At 71.8% G+C, this 13,915-nt stretch carries 14 protein-coding genes and 1 tRNA gene; 9 read left to right on the top strand and 6 right to left on the bottom strand.

Annotated features, from left to right (window positions below):
• Window positions 1-361 precede the first annotated feature (361 nt).
• From AB0I06_RS18615 to AB0I06_RS18590, 6 genes are all read left to right on the top strand, one after another.
• Window positions 362-844, top strand: a complete 483-nt coding sequence (locus AB0I06_RS18615) for a CarD family transcriptional regulator (RefSeq protein WP_003953493.1) — start codon at window positions 362-364, stop codon at window positions 842-844.
• 289 nt (window positions 845-1,133) lie between these two features.
• Window positions 1,134-1,898 (top strand): 2-C-methyl-D-erythritol 4-phosphate cytidylyltransferase, encoded by a 765-nt coding sequence (gene ispD, locus AB0I06_RS18610; RefSeq protein ID WP_363119892.1) that lies wholly within the window; start codon window positions 1,134-1,136, stop codon window positions 1,896-1,898.
• Window positions 1,888-2,382 carry a 2-C-methyl-D-erythritol 2,4-cyclodiphosphate synthase gene (ispF, locus tag AB0I06_RS18605; RefSeq protein ID WP_363119891.1) on the top strand — a complete coding sequence of 165 codons (495 nt, stop codon included), beginning with the start codon at window positions 1,888-1,890 and terminating at the stop codon, window positions 2,380-2,382. The genes ispD and ispF overlap by 11 nt, the downstream gene beginning before the upstream one ends.
• Window positions 2,383-2,481: 99 nt before the next feature.
• Complete coding sequence (gene cysS / locus AB0I06_RS18600; RefSeq protein ID WP_363119890.1) at window positions 2,482-3,879, top strand: cysteine--tRNA ligase; 1,398 nt, start codon at window positions 2,482-2,484, stop codon at window positions 3,877-3,879.
• 114 nt (window positions 3,880-3,993) lie between these two features.
• Complete coding sequence (gene rlmB / locus AB0I06_RS18595) at window positions 3,994-4,935, top strand: 23S rRNA (guanosine(2251)-2'-O)-methyltransferase RlmB (protein WP_363119889.1); 942 nt, start codon at window positions 3,994-3,996, stop codon at window positions 4,933-4,935.
• A gap of 128 nt (window positions 4,936-5,063) precedes the next feature.
• Window positions 5,064-6,764: a DoxX family membrane protein gene (locus AB0I06_RS18590; RefSeq protein ID WP_363119888.1), complete on the top strand. Its 1,701-nt coding sequence runs from the start codon at window positions 5,064-5,066 to the stop codon at window positions 6,762-6,764.
• Between the two features lie 222 nt (window positions 6,765-6,986).
• On the opposite strand, the gene AB0I06_RS18585 is transcribed toward AB0I06_RS18590, so the two are convergent.
• The 4 genes from AB0I06_RS18585 to AB0I06_RS18570 form a co-directional block, all read right to left on the bottom strand.
• Window positions 6,987-7,718: a nucleotidyltransferase family protein gene (locus tag AB0I06_RS18585; protein WP_351626508.1), complete on the bottom strand. Its 732-nt coding sequence runs from the start codon at window positions 7,716-7,718 to the stop codon at window positions 6,987-6,989.
• A 97-nt stretch (window positions 7,719-7,815) separates the two neighbouring features.
• A complete protein-coding gene (locus tag AB0I06_RS18580; RefSeq protein WP_363119887.1) occupies window positions 7,816-8,265 on the bottom strand; it encodes a hypothetical protein in 450 nt (149 codons plus the stop codon).
• A gap of 218 nt (window positions 8,266-8,483) precedes the next feature.
• Window positions 8,484-9,572: a sn-glycerol-3-phosphate ABC transporter ATP-binding protein UgpC gene (gene ugpC / locus AB0I06_RS18575; RefSeq protein WP_363119886.1), complete on the bottom strand. Its 1,089-nt coding sequence runs from the start codon at window positions 9,570-9,572 to the stop codon at window positions 8,484-8,486.
• A 237-nt stretch (window positions 9,573-9,809) separates the two neighbouring features.
• Window positions 9,810-10,787 (bottom strand): YafY family protein, encoded by a 978-nt coding sequence (locus AB0I06_RS18570; RefSeq protein ID WP_363119885.1) that lies wholly within the window; start codon window positions 10,785-10,787, stop codon window positions 9,810-9,812.
• Window positions 10,788-10,885: 98 nt separating this feature from the next.
• Between AB0I06_RS18570 and AB0I06_RS18565 the strand changes: the two genes are divergently transcribed.
• Both AB0I06_RS18565 and AB0I06_RS18560 read left to right on the top strand, forming a co-directional pair.
• Window positions 10,886-11,317, top strand: coding sequence for a DUF3224 domain-containing protein (locus AB0I06_RS18565; protein WP_363119884.1), 432 nt, complete (start codon window positions 10,886-10,888; stop codon window positions 11,315-11,317).
• 93 nt (window positions 11,318-11,410) lie between these two features.
• Window positions 11,411-11,484 (top strand) — tRNA-Thr (locus AB0I06_RS18560).
• Window positions 11,485-11,552: 68 nt separating this feature from the next.
• Here AB0I06_RS18560 and AB0I06_RS18555 read toward each other — a convergent pair.
• Window positions 11,553-12,212: a L,D-transpeptidase gene (locus AB0I06_RS18555; RefSeq protein ID WP_363119883.1), complete on the bottom strand. Its 660-nt coding sequence runs from the start codon at window positions 12,210-12,212 to the stop codon at window positions 11,553-11,555.
• Entirely contained in the window at window positions 12,202-12,726 is a 525-nt protein-coding gene (locus tag AB0I06_RS18550; protein ID WP_363119882.1) for a SigE family RNA polymerase sigma factor, read from the bottom strand. Before AB0I06_RS18550 ends, AB0I06_RS18555 begins: the two co-directional genes overlap by 11 nt.
• 197 nt (window positions 12,727-12,923) lie before the next feature.
• On the opposite strand from AB0I06_RS18550, the gene AB0I06_RS18545 reads away from it, so the two are divergent.
• Window positions 12,924-13,799 (top strand): L,D-transpeptidase, encoded by an 876-nt coding sequence (locus tag AB0I06_RS18545; protein ID WP_363119881.1) that lies wholly within the window; start codon window positions 12,924-12,926, stop codon window positions 13,797-13,799.
• The last annotated feature ends 116 nt before the right edge of the window (window positions 13,800-13,915 follow it).

Genomic DNA, 13,915 nt, shown 5'->3' with positions numbered 1-13,915 from the left:
GGAATGTGCGGCCACCTCGGAATTGATCACGCACGGCTCCTCCGCGTGGCCGGTGATCAATTCCGGATTCGACCGGAACCCGGCTCGGGCATCCGAACGGAGTAGCGGAAGTCGAGCACACGGAACCGGACATATCGGGATGTTCGGCCATCTGGAGGGCGCTCCGGATGCGTGTAACGTACGCGTTTCGCTCACCCCGGACAGCCGCTCCCACCTGCGAATACCTTCTTCCACTCCCTGTCCGAAGCACGTTCCTGTCGGAGTTGTCAAGCCCCGAGATACGCCCTGACCTGCGAAAACGCCATTCAGAACCCGCGATTTCCGTGTTACCCTGGATAGCCACGGAAGGGGTACCTGTCACATGACGTTCAAGGTTGGCGACACCGTGGTCTATCCCCATCACGGGGCCGCGCTGATCGAGGCCATCGAAACTCGCCAGATCAAAGGCGTGGACAAGACCTACTTGGTGCTGAAGGTCGCCCAGGGTGACCTGACGGTACGTGTGCCAGCGGACAATGCGGAGTTCGTCGGCGTGCGTGATGTGGTCGGTCAGGACGGGCTGGACCGGGTCTTCGAGGTGCTGCGCGCACCGTACGCCGAGGAGCCCACGAACTGGTCCCGTCGTTACAAGGCAAACCTGGAGAAGCTCGCTTCGGGCGATGTCATCAAGGTCGCGGAAGTCGTGCGTGACCTGTGGCGTCGTGAGCGCGAGCGCGGACTCTCCGCCGGTGAGAAGCGCATGCTCGCCAAGGCCCGCCAGATTCTGGTGAGCGAGCTCGCCCTCGCGGAGAACACCAACGAGGACAAGGCCGAGGCTCTGCTCGACGAGGTTCTCGCCTCCTGAGGCGAAGCCGGTCGCTCAGCGCTCAGCAGATCAGGCGCGCGCCTGACCATCGAAATGCCGCGGTGCCCGATGACGAATTCCTGTCGCCGGGCGCTGCGGCATGTTCGTACTCCGGCGCCGATGCGCCGCCACCCCGGGATGTGTTATCACTCACGCCCCGGTGCTTGCTGTGCCGGGCCCGGGCACCGGCTCGACCAGCGTCACGGAAGGGTCCGGTCGAGCGCGTCGCGCCCGGCACTCCTCCAGGCCATACCCACGCCAGGCCAGCACACAAACCTGACAGGAACCGATGTCTGACGATTCGCGTCCCTCGCCGTCCGCCGCCTCCTCCGCGGCCCGTACGGCGGCCGTGATCCCGGCCGCCGGACGGGGGGTACGGCTCGGTCCGGGTGCCCCCAAGGCGCTCCGCGCGCTGAGCGGCACCCCCATGCTGATCCACGCGGTCCGCGCGATGGCCGCCTCCCGCGCCGTCTCCCTGGTCGTCGTCGTCGCCCCGCCCGAGGGCGCGGCCGAGGTCAAGTCGCTGCTCGACGCGCACGCCCTGCCCGAGCGGACGGACTTCCTGGTCGTGCCCGGCGGGCAGACCCGCCAGGAGTCCGTGAAGCTCGGCCTCGACGCGCTGCCGCCCGGCCACGACATCGTGCTGGTGCACGACGCGGCCCGGCCGCTGGTCCCGGTGGACACCGTCGACGCCGTGATCGAGGCCGTGCGTGACGGCGCCCCGGCCGTGGTCCCGGCGCTGCCGCTCGCCGACACCGTCAAGCAGGTCGAGCCCGCCGCCGTGCCCGGCGAGCCGGAGCCGGTCGTCGCCACGCCGGAGCGCGCACTGCTGCGGGCGGTGCAGACCCCGCAGGGCTTCGACCGGGACACCCTGGTCCGGGCGCACGAGACGGTGACCGGCGAGGTCACCGACGACGCGGGGATGGTCGAGCGGCTCGGCCTCACGGTCGTGGCCGTCCCCGGTCACGAGGAGGCCTTCAAGGTCACCCGCCCCCTCGACCTGGTCCTCGCCGAGGCGGTCCTGGCCCGCAGGAGGCTCAACGATGGCTTCTGACCTGCCCGTTCTGCCCCAGGTCGGCATCGGCACCGACATCCACGCCTTCGAGGACGGCCGCGAGCTGTGGTGCGCCGGCCTGAAGTGGGAGGGTGAGGGCCCCGGCCTGGCCGGCCACTCCGACGCGGACGTCGTCGCCCACGCCGCCTGCAACGCCCTCTTCTCCGCCGCCGGCCTCGGCGACCTCGGACAGCACTTCGGCACCGGGCGCCCCGAGTGGTCGGGCGCCTCCGGGGTCACGCTCCTGACGGAGGCCGCCCGCATCGTGCGCGAGGCCGGCTTCCGGATCGGCAACATCGCCGTCCAGGTGGTGGGCCCCCGCCCGAAGATCGGCAAGCGCCGGGACGAGGCCCAGAAGCTCCTGTCGGAGGCGGCCGGGGCCCCCGTGTCGGTCTCGGGCGCGACGACGGACGGGCTCGGTTTCCCCGGCCGCGAGGAAGGGCTGATGGCGGTGGCCACCGCGCTGGTCGTGCGCGTCGGCTGAGGGCGAGGGACCGGGCCGCGCCGACGGCCGATGTCACGAATCCGTGCGCCCCGCGGGGAAGGTCCTGAGGCACACCCGCGGGCCCACTACCCTGGAGTGGTGACTATTCGCCTGTACGACACCAGCGCCCGGCAGATCCGTGACTTCTCCCCGCTCCAGCCGGGTTGTGTCTCGATCTACCTGTGCGGTGCCACCGTGCAGGCCGCGCCGCACATCGGGCACATCCGCTCCGGGCTGAACTTCGACATCATGCGCCGCTGGTTCGAGTACCGCGGCTACGAGGTCACGTTCGTGCGGAACGTGACCGACATCGACGACAAGATCATCGCCAAGTCGGCCGACCTGAACCGCCCCTGGTGGGCCATCGGCTACGAGAACGAGCGCGCGTTCAACGACGGTTACGCCGTGCTCGGTTGCCTGCCGCCCACCTACGAGCCGCGGGCCACCGGCCACATCACCGAGATGATCGAGATGATGCGCGGCCTCATCGAGCGCGGGCACGCCTACGAGGCCGACGGCAGCGTCTACTTCGACGTCCGCTCCTGGCCCTCCTACCTGGAGCTGTCCCGGCAGGACCTCGACGAGATGCGCCAGCCCGCCGAGGAGGGCATCACCGGCAAGCGCGACCCGCGCGACTTCGCCATGTGGAAGGCCACCAAGCCCGGCGAGCCCGACTGGGAGACGCCGTGGGGACGCGGCCGGCCCGGCTGGCACCTGGAGTGCTCGGCCATGGCGCACAAGTACCTCGGGTCCGCCTTCGACATCCACGGCGGCGGCCTGGACCTGGTCTTCCCGCACCACGAGAACGAGATCGCCCAGGCCAAGGCCTACGGTGACACCTTCGCCCGGTACTGGGTGCACAACGCCTGGGTCACCATGAGCGGCGAGAAGATGTCCAAGTCGCTCGGCAACTCGGTCCTGGTCAGCGAGATGGTCAAGCGCTGGCGCCCCATCGTGCTGCGCTACTACCTCGGCACCCCGCACTACCGGTCGATGATCGAGTACAGCGAGGAGGCACTGCGCGAGGCCGAGTCGGCGTTCGCGCGGATCGAGGGCTTCGTGCAGCGCGTGGTGGAGAAGGCCGGCCCGGTCGAGCCCGCCGCCGAGGTGCCGCTCGCCTTCGCTGAGGCCATGGACGACGACCTGGGCGTGCCGCAGGCGCTCGCCGTGGTGCACACCACCGTCCGGCAGGGCAACAGCGCGCTCGCCGCCGACGACAAGGAAGCGGCCGTGGCCCGGCTCGCCGAGGTCCGCGCGATGCTCGGCGTGCTCGGCCTCGACCCGCTGGATTCCCAGTGGGCCGGGGAGGGCGACCGTGGCGAGGACCTGCACGGCGTGGTCGACACGCTCGTGCGCATGGTCCTCGACCAGCGCGAGGCCGCCCGGGCCCGCAAGGACTGGCCCACCGCGGACGCCATCCGCGACCAGCTGAGCCAGTCCGGCCTGGTCATCGAGGACGGCCCGCAGGGCCCGCGCTGGAGCCTCGGCCCGCGCTGAGACCAGCGCCACGGCTGATCGACTGTGCCGCCCGGGCCTCCGGGCGGCACACTGCAGACGTAAGAGCCGTGCACAGACGTACGGACGAATCACTTCACGGAGACGAGTAGCTCAATGGCCGCGAACAACCGCCGCATGTCCGGCAAGAAGGGCGCGCAGGTCGGCAGTGGCGGCCAGCGGCGCCGGGGCCTGGAAGGCAAGGGCCCGACCCCGCCCGCCGAGATGCGCAAGGGGCACAAGAAGAACCGCGTCGCCAACGCCAAGGCGAAGCAGGCCGTACGCCGGCCCACCGTGCGCGGCCGTGGCGGCAAGGGCACGTCCGAGCTGGTCGTCGGACGCAACCCGGTCCTGGAGGCGCTGCGCGAGGGCGTCCCGGCGTCCACCCTGTACGTCCAGCAGTTCATCGACAACGACGAGCGGGTGCGCGAGGCCCTCCAGGTGGCCGCCGAGCGCGGCGGCATCAACCTCATGGAGGCGCCGCGCCCGGAGCTGGACCGGATGACCAACGGCCTCAACCACCAGGGCCTGGTCCTCCAAGTCCCGCCGTACGAGTACGCGCACCCCGAGGACCTGGCGTCCGCCGCCTACGACGAGGGTGTGGACCCGCTGATCGTCGCCCTCGACGGGGTCACCGACCCGCGCAACCTGGGCGCGGTCGTCCGCTCCGTCTCCGCCTTCGGCGGGCACGGCGTCGTCGTCCCCGAGCGGCGTGCGGCCGGCATGTCGGCCGGTGCCTGGAAGACGTCCGCCGGTACGGCGGCCCGCACCCCGGTCGCCCGCGCCACCAACCTCACCCGGGCCCTGGAGGCGTACAAGAAGGCCGGCATCACGATCGTCGGCCTGGCCGCCGACGGCGAGTCGGAAGTCGGTGAGCTGGCGGCGCTCGACGGCCCCGTCGTCATCGTCGTCGGCAGCGAGGGCAAGGGCCTGTCCCGGCTGGTCGGGGAGACCTGTGACCACCGGGTGCGGATCCCGATGCCGGGCGGCGCCGAGTCGCTCAACGCCGGTGTGGCGGCCGGGATCGTGCTGTACGAGGCGGCCCGTCGCCGTCGCTGAACAGGCGTCCGGAACTTCACCCGTACGGGGTAATTTCGGTGTCAGTGGTGCGACGAGGACAAGCTTGACGGGGTCCGGACAGATCCGGCGGGTCAAAGCAGTGTCCTAACGCGACGTCACTCGGTTAGATGAGTGTGGACACCAGAACACCCCGCACACCCACGGGGGACCGCTCGTCGGGACTCGACGACGCTCCCGCGCTGAGCATGGTGAAGGTGCCGAGCGACCCGGCGCAGGTCATCGTCAATCACGCGAGTTTCCGCGTGCAGTTGGGCGTCTCGACGCGTCGCGTCCAGTCCCCCCGGGTCGCACGGCATCTGACCGCCACCGAGGACACCGCCCGCGTCCCCCTCGTCGGGGGCGAGGCGGGCGGGGCCACCGCCCGTCGCCGGCCCGTCGTCTGGAGCGGCAGATCGGCGCCGGACGACACCGGTGCGCACCGCCTCCTCCAGGCCGTGCGGCACGAGAGCGTCCGCCACGCCGAGGAGTCCGTCTCCGACACCGGAGCCACCCAGGTCATCTCCCGCGTGGGACCGGGCTACGACACCCCCGGATACCAGGGCGCGGGCTACGGCGGCGCCGGCTACGAGGGCGACGGCTACGAGGACGGCCTCGCCCAGACCGTCGAGACCCCGGTCGTCGGCCCCCAGCGCACGCATGAGCCCGCCGACGGCACCCGGCTGCTGCCGCCCATGCGCACCGTCGGCAGCGCCTACGACGAACAGGGCGACGCGGACGCCGAGTTCGGGGACTCCGACCTCGACGTGGACGGCACCGGGCGCCGGGCGAAGCGGCACGGCGACGACCCCGCACGGCACGCCTACTACCCGGGCCGCCGGATGAACCTCGGTGTCGTCCTGCTTCCGCTGCGCGTCTTCCTCGGCTTCATCTCCATCTACGCCGGCATGGGCAAGCTGTGCGACCCCGTCTACTTCGAAGGCGGCAAGCGCGGCTCCATGGTCAAGTGGCTCAACACCCTGCATCCGTGGGAAGTCGCCGAACCACTGCGCCAGTTCGCCCTGGAGCACCCGGTCGGTGCCGGTCTGGTCATCGCCTTCGCGCAGGTCATCGTCGGCGTCCTGACCGTCCTGGGCTGCTGGCAGCGCGTCGCAGCCTGCCTGGGCGCGCTGCTGTCGGCCGCGCTGCTGGTCACGGTCAGCTGGAAGAGCGTCCCCGCCTACGAGACGCCCGACATCATCTACCTCGCCGCCTGGTCCCCGCTGATCATCGCCGGCGCCCCCGTGTACTCCGTCGACGGGCGGCTGGCCGGCAGTGCCTGGCGCCGTCTCGGCCCCCGCGCGGACATCTGGGACCTGCGGCGTTACGTGCTGCGCCGCGGCGCCCTCGTCACCGCCATCGTCACCGGAGTCACCCTGCTCGTCGGCTCGCTGCTCGGCGGTGCCGTCCGGGACGCCGACCGGGTCGTCGTCCCGGGCCCCGGCGAGGCCCCGCGCAACGAACTGCCCGGCTCCCCGCTCCCGGGCGAGCCCGGCAAGCGGAAGGAGAAGCGGACCCCGTCGGCCTCCTCCTCGCCCACCCAGAGCGCCACGGCCGGCTCCGCGAGCCCCACTGCGGGCACCACGACCCGGCCCGGTGCCACCCGCGACACCGGCACCGTCACCGGCGGCTCCCCGAGCCAGACCCAGGGCACCGCGGGCCAGGCCCCGCCCCAGCAGTCCTCCCCGGTCGACCAGGCCCCGAGCACCACGACCGGCCCCACCTCCGGCGGCGGCACGGCGACGGGCGGCACGGGCTCGACCGGCGGCACGGGCGGCGGTGGCTCCTCCTCCACGGGCCGTCCGGGACTCGTGGGCGGCCTGCTGGGCTGACGGCCGGCCGGCACGACACAAGGCCCCGCTCCGGGAAGGTGCGGGGCCTTGTGCATGCGGAGGGGGACGAAGGCCATAGGGGGCGCGGGGAACTGCGCGAGACGTCACGACGAGCGGTCAGTCGCCGACGGGAAGCGACCGGCCGAGCGCTCAGCGCCGCGAACGCCGCCAGTTCTTTGACGGCTGTCAGGCCCTTCACCACCGGCGCGACCGGCGGAGCTCTCAGCGTCCCAGCGCCGCCAGCTCCTTCGCGGCCTCGGTCAGGTCCTTCGCCGTGTCGATGGCCCGCCAGTACGACCCCTGCGGGATCGTGAACCCGGCCAGCCGCCGCTCACGGGCCAGATGCGGGAACGTCGTCCGCTCGTGGTCCCCCCGGTGCGGCAACAGCCCGGCGAACTCGGGGGAGAAGACGTACACGCCGGCGTTGATCTCGAACGTCGACGGCGGCGCCTCGATGAAGTCGGTGATGCGCCCGAACCCGTCGGTCCGCACCGCGCCCCACGGCAGCCGGGGCCGCGCCAGCGCCAGCGTCGCGAGGGCGTCCCGCTCGGCGTGGAAATCGGCCATGTCCCGCAGCGAGAACCGCGTCCAGATGTCCCCGTTCGTCGCGTACCAGGGCTGGTCGGGGTGCGGAAGGTGCGCCGCCGCGTACTTGAGGCCGCCGCCGCGCCCGAGCGGCTCCGGCTCGACGACCGTCGTGACGGAGACCGGCAGCTCGGCCGTCTCCAGCCACTTCTGCAGCACCTCGGCGAGATGGCCGCAGGAGACCACGACGTCCGTCACGCCCTCGTCGGCGAGCCAGGACAGCTGATGGCCGATGATCGGCGTCCCCGTCCCGGGAATCTCGACCATCGGCTTGGGCCGGTCGTCGGTGTACGGACGCAGCCGGGAGCCCTGGCCACCGGCCAGAACGACGGCTTGAACGGGGCGGGACGCGGCGCTCGGATCGCTCATGGACACGAACTGTACGGGGCGTCCCGCCCGGGACAGCGGCCGACGACGGTTTCCGTCAGCCGTGAAGGACCTCCCACCCGGTGGCAGGGCGGTGTGCTCAGTTGTGCGCGGCGGCGACGCCGGTGGCGAAGGCGGTGTCGCACACCGGGCGCGCGTAGGACTGGGCGCGGGTCGGGCCGTAGACCCGGACGGCGGCCTGGCCGAGGGCGCGGGCGATGGACGCGCAGTGCTTCGCCAGCGACGGGCGGCCGTTGACCGCCTGCTGGAGGTGGGTGAGGGCGACGCCCGGGTCCTCCTCCTGCAGTTCGGTCAGCAGCTTGTCGCGCAGGATGTCCTGGGGGGCGCGCTTGGCGGCCCGTGGCGTGCCCACGGAGGTGTCCGCGGCGGTGAGCACCGGGTCGGTGGAGTTCCCCGACCAGTTGACTCGGGTGACCGCGAGGGTCCCGGAGAGCACCAGGACGACGGGCAGGACGAAAGCGAGGGTGCGGCCGATCCGGCGGGCGGGGCCCCGGCCGCGTCGCGTCTGTTGGTTCATGGAGTGCTTCACGCGTGTGAGGGTAGCGCCCGGTAGTGGTTTGTAGACATTTAGTCACCGGTTCGGGGGATGAGAGAGTGCCACTTTCCGGGTAACGCGTTGACGCACACTGCTCGAAACGTCCGGTCTGCCGGGGTATTTGTCGACAACGGCGAGGGCCCCGCAGCACGCTGCGGGGCCCTGTTCGTCAACCTGGGTGAATCACCCGGGGTTGTGGGTGCGCGAGTTGATCAGTCGGACAGTCGCGCGCCGGTCGACGTCGAGAACACGTGGGTCTCGCCGGAGCGGGGCACGACGTGCAGCTGGCTGCCCTTCTCCGGGACGTCACGGCCGCTGACGCGGACGACGAGGTCCTTGGACTCGTCGCCGACCTTGGCGGTGCCGTAGACGTACGCGTCGGCGCCGAGCTCCTCCACGACGTTGACGGTGACCGGGAGGCCCAGCTCGGCGTCCGCGCCGGCCACCTCGAAGTGCTCGGGGCGCACGCCCACGGTGACGGTCTTGTCGGTGGCGGCGGCGATCGCGTCGCGCTGCACCGGCACGACCGACTTGCCGAACTTCACGCCGCCGTCGGTGATCGGCACCTCGACGAGGTTCATCGCCGGGGAGCCGATGAAGCCGGCCACGAAGAGGTTGGCGGGCCTGTCGTACATGTTGCGCGGGGTGTCGATCTGCTGGAGCAGACCGTCCTTGAGGACCGCCACACGGTCGCCCATCGTCATGGCCTCGACCTGGTCGTGGGTGACGTAGACGGTGGTGATGCCCAGACGGCGCTGGAGCGAGGCGATCTGCGTACGCGTGGACACACGCAGCTTGGCGTCCAGGTTGGACAGCGGCTCGTCCATGAGGAACACCTGGGGCTCACGCACGATGGCGCGGCCCATGGCGACACGCTGGCGCTGACCGCCGGAGAGGGCCTTCGGCTTGCGGTCCAGGTACTCGGTGAGGTCGAGGATCTTCGCGGCCTCCTCGACCTTCTGCCGGATCTCCGCCTTGTTGACGCCGGCGATCTTGAGCGCGAAGCCCATGTTGTCGGCGACGGTCATGTGCGGGTAGAGCGCGTAGTTCTGGAACACCATGGCGATGTCCCGGTCCTTGGGCGGCAGGTGCGTGACGTCGCGGTCGCCGATGCGGATCGCGCCCGCGTTGACGTCCTCGAGCCCCGCGAGCATGCGGAGCGAGGTGGACTTGCCGCAGCCGGAGGGGCCGACGAGGACGAGGAACTCGCCGTCCTCGATGTCGATCTCCAGCGCGTCGACGGCGGGCTTGGTGGAACCCGGGTAGATCCGGGTCGCCTTGTCGAACTGCACAGTGGCCATGGTGAATGAACCCCTTCTACCGGCAGGAACGTGCCGGACGATCCGAGTAGGAAGGTGGTGCCACGACGGTGTTCCGTTGTGGTGTAGTCCACGCGCGTGAACTGGCTCAGGACGGTACCTGGCGTTCACACGTCTGTCAGTAGTTCCGGGCCTGTGAACTTCGCGGAAATTTTCGAAGCGGCAGCTCGGGTCCGGTCGTCAGTGAGAGCGCGCCTGCGCCACCTCGGGTCCGGTCGGTCAGGGGGAGCACGCCCGCCCGTACCGGTCCGCCAGTGCCGCGACGGCCCGGGCGACGGCCTGCCGAAGCCCGGGAGGGCCGAGCACCTCCGCCTCCGGGCCGAGCCGCAGCAGGTCGCCCACCGCCACCGCCTCCGACTCCACGGGCAGTTCCACCTCGACCCAGCCGTCCCCGTCGGGCGGTCCCGCTCCCTCCAGCGCCCGGGCGCCCGCCGCACCGAACTGCATGGGGAGCAGCCGCCGGGCGCGAGGGGAGATCCGCAGCCGTGCGGTGTCCTGGTGCAGGGCCGCCTCCAGACGCCGGGAGGACTCGGCCCAGTAGGCGGCCAGGTCGAAGCCCGCCGGCCGTTCGAAGACCTCCCCGGTCTCCTCCACGGCCAGCACGCGGGACACCCGGTAGGTGCGTACGGCCTCCTCCGCCAGGGCGACCAGGTACCAGATGCCGCCCTTGAGGACGAGCCCCAGCGGCCGCACCTCCCGCTGCACCTCGCCGCGCCAGCGCCGGTAGTGCAGCCGCAGCGCCCGCCGCTCCCACACGGCCGCCGCCACCGCCTCCAGACAGGGCACCGGGTCGGCCTCCCGGAACCAGGCCGGCGCGTCCAAATGGAACCGCTCCTGCACCCGCCGCGCCTGCCCGGCGAGCTCCGCCGGCAACGCCGCCTGCACCTTGAGCTGGGCGCTGGCCAGCACCGCCCCGAGCCCCAGGTCCCGCGCGGGCCCGGGCATCCCGGCGAGGAACAGCGAACCGGCCTCGGCGTCGGTCAGGCCGGTCAGCCGCGTCCGGTACCCGTCCATCAGCCGGTAGCCGCCCTCGGGCCCCCGGTCGGCGCACACCGGCACACCGGCCGCGCCCAGCGCCTCGACGTCCCGGTAGACCGTCCGCACCGACACCTCCAGCTCGGCGGCGAGCTCGGGGGCGGTCATCCGCCCGCGGTTCTGGAGCAGCAGGAGCAGCGAGAGGAGCCGGTCGGCGCGCATGGAGCCATTGTCACGGCGCATCCCGCCGTACCTGACAGGAGATGTCAGGTACGGCGTCCAGGCTGGTCGCGCCATCAGGCCGACCGAGAGGACCATCCATGCCCGGCACCACCCGCACCACCCGCACCACCACCACCGGTCACTTCACCTACGCCGACTGGCAGGAGCGCGTGATCGGCCCCGGCGAGGACGCGAACCCGCGCCTGGCCCACGCCTCCGTCCGGAACACCTTCACCGGCGGCATCGAGGCGGCCGCGACCACCTGCGAGTACACGATCGTCTACGTCACCGCGAAGACCGGCTCCTTCACCGGCATGGAACTGCTCACCGGCCGCGTCGACGGCCGCGAGGGGAGCTTCGCGGTCGAGGAGCGGGGGTTCTTCGGCGAGGACGGGACCGTGCACTGCACCTTCGAGGTGGTGCCGGGCTCGGGCAGCGGCGGTCTGACCGGCATCCGGGGAGAGGGCGCCTTCATGGCACGGCACGGCGAGACGGCTGTGGAGTATCGGTTCGCCTACGAGGTGGAGTAGACGGCAGCCCGCACGGAACTTCGTGGCTCGGCGTGACGGGCTCTGTGTACAGTGGATCCGCCCTCACCCGCGGCAACGCGGTACACGGCGCCCGCCTCCTTAGCTCAGCTGGCCAGAGCAACGCACTTGTAATGCGTAGGTCGTCGGTTCGAATCCGACAGGGGGCTCGGTTGAAACCCCAGGTCGGCCCTTGCGACCTGGGGTTTCGTCGTGAGGTGGGGGAGTGGGGGTGCGGTCAGTCGCGGGGTGGGCTCGTGCGGTTGATGCGGACGGTGTCGCCGGGGCGCAGCAGCTCGTAGCACCACTTCGCGTCCGCCGAGCGCAGTCCGATCCAGCCCCGTGTGACATCGCGTTCGCCGGGGGCCTGCTCGTTGAAGGACAGGGCGACGAGGTAGTTGGTCGTGCCGTCGGCGGCCCGCAGTTCGACCACCCAGCGCAGGGCGATGTCGTACTCGTCGCCCAGCCCGACGGTCCCGGCCGTCATGCGCCGTTCGGCGTACTTGGCGACGACGGTCATGCGGCCGGTCGGCGTGGGGTGCTGTGCGGTGCCGCCGGACACGGGCAACCGGCGTCCGGACAGGGCGAGTTCGTGCTGCGTGAGGTCGATCGTCGCCGTGGCCTTCGCCCGGTGCGGCCGGGCCGGTGACGGCTGGAGCGGCGCGCTGGCGCTCGCGGCGGCGGGGGGCGCCGGGCGGATGCCGTCGTCTGCGGTGAACGCCATGGCGAGGCCCCCGGCGAGGGCCAGTGCGACGGCGGCGGCCCCGCCCGCGTAGGCCGCACGGCGCCGGCGTCCACGGCGGTCGGCCAGCCGCCTGATCTCCTGCCCCGGCACGTGCGGGGGGACCCGATGACGGTCGGCGACGTCGTGCAGCAGGTCGGTGAGGTCATCGGACACGGTCGCCCTCCTTCTCACCGCTGTCGTTCCGCAGGCCGGTCCGCTCGGGGGCGAGATGCGCGGCGAGCGCGGCCCTGCCGCGTGACAGGCGGGCCTTCACCGTACCCACGGCCGCGCCGGTCTCGGAGGCTACCTGCTCCACGCTCAGGTCGCACAGGTGGTGCAGGACGATCGCGGTGCGCTGGGCCTGCGGCAGCCGGCGCAGGGCCTGGACCAGCGCGGCGTGCTCCGGACCCGGCCCGGGGACATGCTCGGGGACCGCGTTGTGGCGTACCAGTTCCAGCCAGCGCCGGGCACGGCGCCAGCGGCTGATCGCGAGCCGTACCGCCACCGTGCGCACCCACGCTTCCGGCGCCTCGTCGGCCAGCATCTCGCGCCGCCGGTCCCAGGCGCGCACGAACGCCTCCTGGACGACGTCCTGTGCCTCCGCCAGATCCCCGGTCACGGCGTAGACCTGCCCGACCAGCCGTGGGAAGGCGGAGGCGTAGAAGATGTCGAACTCCTCCTCCGTCATGGCCCGTTCGCCCCCGTGTGGTCCTCGCCCCGAAGTCCCGCGAAAAGAGTTCGCATCCGCTGCAACCCGGCTGCCCTGCCGTGCGTACAGGTGGCGTACATGGAAACACAACGAGAGGGTTGCGCGTGATCACGGGGGAAGAGCGTGGCCGGGCCGGGTGGACCGCATCCGTCTGGGCGGTCATCACCGTCTGCGTCATGGGGGCCGTGACGGCCTGTTCGGGGCCGGTCGCCTCGGACGCCACGGCCCGGCAGGACGCGAGGACGGGCACCACGGCCCCGTCGCCGGACACGGCCAAAGCGCCCGAACGGCCGGAGCCCGAGGCGCTGAGGGATGCGCGCCTCAACGTCCGGGACGGGCAGGTCGTGGGGGTGGGCATGCCGCTGTCGGTGACCTTCGCCCGGCCGGTCCCGCCGGCCGAACGAGCCCGGGTGGAGCGGGCCTTGGAGGTTCGTACCGCGCCCGCGGCGGACGGGGCGTGGAGCTGGGTGAAGGACCGGAACCTGCCGGAGGGGCAGCGGATCGACTACCGGCCCCGCGCGTTCCACAGACCGGGCACGGACATCACCGTGCGCGTCGGCTCGCGGCTGACGCGCCATGTGACCGTCGGGCGCTCGCTGGTCGCCACGGTCGACGTCCGCCGCCATGAGATGACGGTCGTGACCGCCTCCGGTGAGCGTCGTGTCCCGGTCACCGCCGGCGCACCGGGCATGGACACCTGGAACGGCACGATGGTGGTGTCCGACAAGCAGCGCAGGGTGTGGATGGACTCCCGGACCGTCGGCTATGGCGACGCCTACAAGGGCTACTACGACTACGCGGTCCATCTGACGGCCTCGGGCACCTACCTTCACCAGAACGCCAAGGCCGACACCTACGCGGGCCGCGGCAACGTCACCCACGGCTGCATAGGCCTGGCCACCGACGGCACGGCGCGCCGTTTCTACGAGCAGGTGATCCCCGGCGACGTCATACGGGTCGTCGGTTCCAAGGAGACCGTCGCGCCCGGCAACGGGTACGGCGACTGGAACCTGTCGTGGGAGCAGTGGCGGGCCGGAAGTGCCCTGACCTAGGGCCTCCCACCGGCCCTGGCGGCCTTCCCCTGACCACGCGTCACACATGACCGCACGGCGAGGACGCCGTCCCGCAGGGACAGCGCCTCGAAGACAACGGAGGAGACAGACAACGA

This window comes from Streptomyces sp. NPDC050674 (assembly GCF_040654575.1).
Classification (GTDB): domain Bacteria; phylum Actinomycetota; class Actinomycetes; order Streptomycetales; family Streptomycetaceae; genus Streptomyces.
The sequence above is the reverse complement of the archived record's forward strand: the minus strand, read 5'-3'. Positions and strand labels throughout refer to the sequence as shown.

Excerpts from the sequence above, each read along its gene's own strand:
- AB0I06_RS18615 (WP_003953493.1), top strand. The coding sequence starts at position 362 with ATGACGTTCAAGGTTGGCGACACCGTGGTCTATCCCCATCACGGGGCC.
- ispD (WP_363119892.1), top strand. The coding sequence starts at position 1,134 with ATGTCTGACGATTCGCGTCCCTCGCCGTCCGCCGCCTCCTCCGCGGCC.
- ispF (WP_363119891.1), top strand. The coding sequence starts at position 1,888 with ATGGCTTCTGACCTGCCCGTTCTGCCCCAGGTCGGCATCGGCACCGAC.
- rlmB (WP_363119889.1), top strand. The coding sequence starts at position 3,994 with ATGGCCGCGAACAACCGCCGCATGTCCGGCAAGAAGGGCGCGCAGGTC.
- AB0I06_RS18590 (WP_363119888.1), top strand. The coding sequence starts at position 5,064 with ATGAGTGTGGACACCAGAACACCCCGCACACCCACGGGGGACCGCTCG.
- AB0I06_RS18585 (WP_351626508.1), bottom strand. The coding sequence starts at position 7,718 with ATGAGCGATCCGAGCGCCGCGTCCCGCCCCGTTCAAGCCGTCGTTCTG.
- ugpC (WP_363119886.1), bottom strand. The coding sequence starts at position 9,572 with ATGGCCACTGTGCAGTTCGACAAGGCGACCCGGATCTACCCGGGTTCC.
- AB0I06_RS18570 (WP_363119885.1), bottom strand. The coding sequence starts at position 10,787 with ATGCGCGCCGACCGGCTCCTCTCGCTGCTCCTGCTGCTCCAGAACCGC.
- AB0I06_RS18565 (WP_363119884.1), top strand. The coding sequence starts at position 10,886 with ATGCCCGGCACCACCCGCACCACCCGCACCACCACCACCGGTCACTTC.
- AB0I06_RS18550 (WP_363119882.1), bottom strand. The coding sequence starts at position 12,726 with ATGACGGAGGAGGAGTTCGACATCTTCTACGCCTCCGCCTTCCCACGG.
- AB0I06_RS18545 (WP_363119881.1), top strand. The coding sequence starts at position 12,924 with ATGGGGGCCGTGACGGCCTGTTCGGGGCCGGTCGCCTCGGACGCCACG.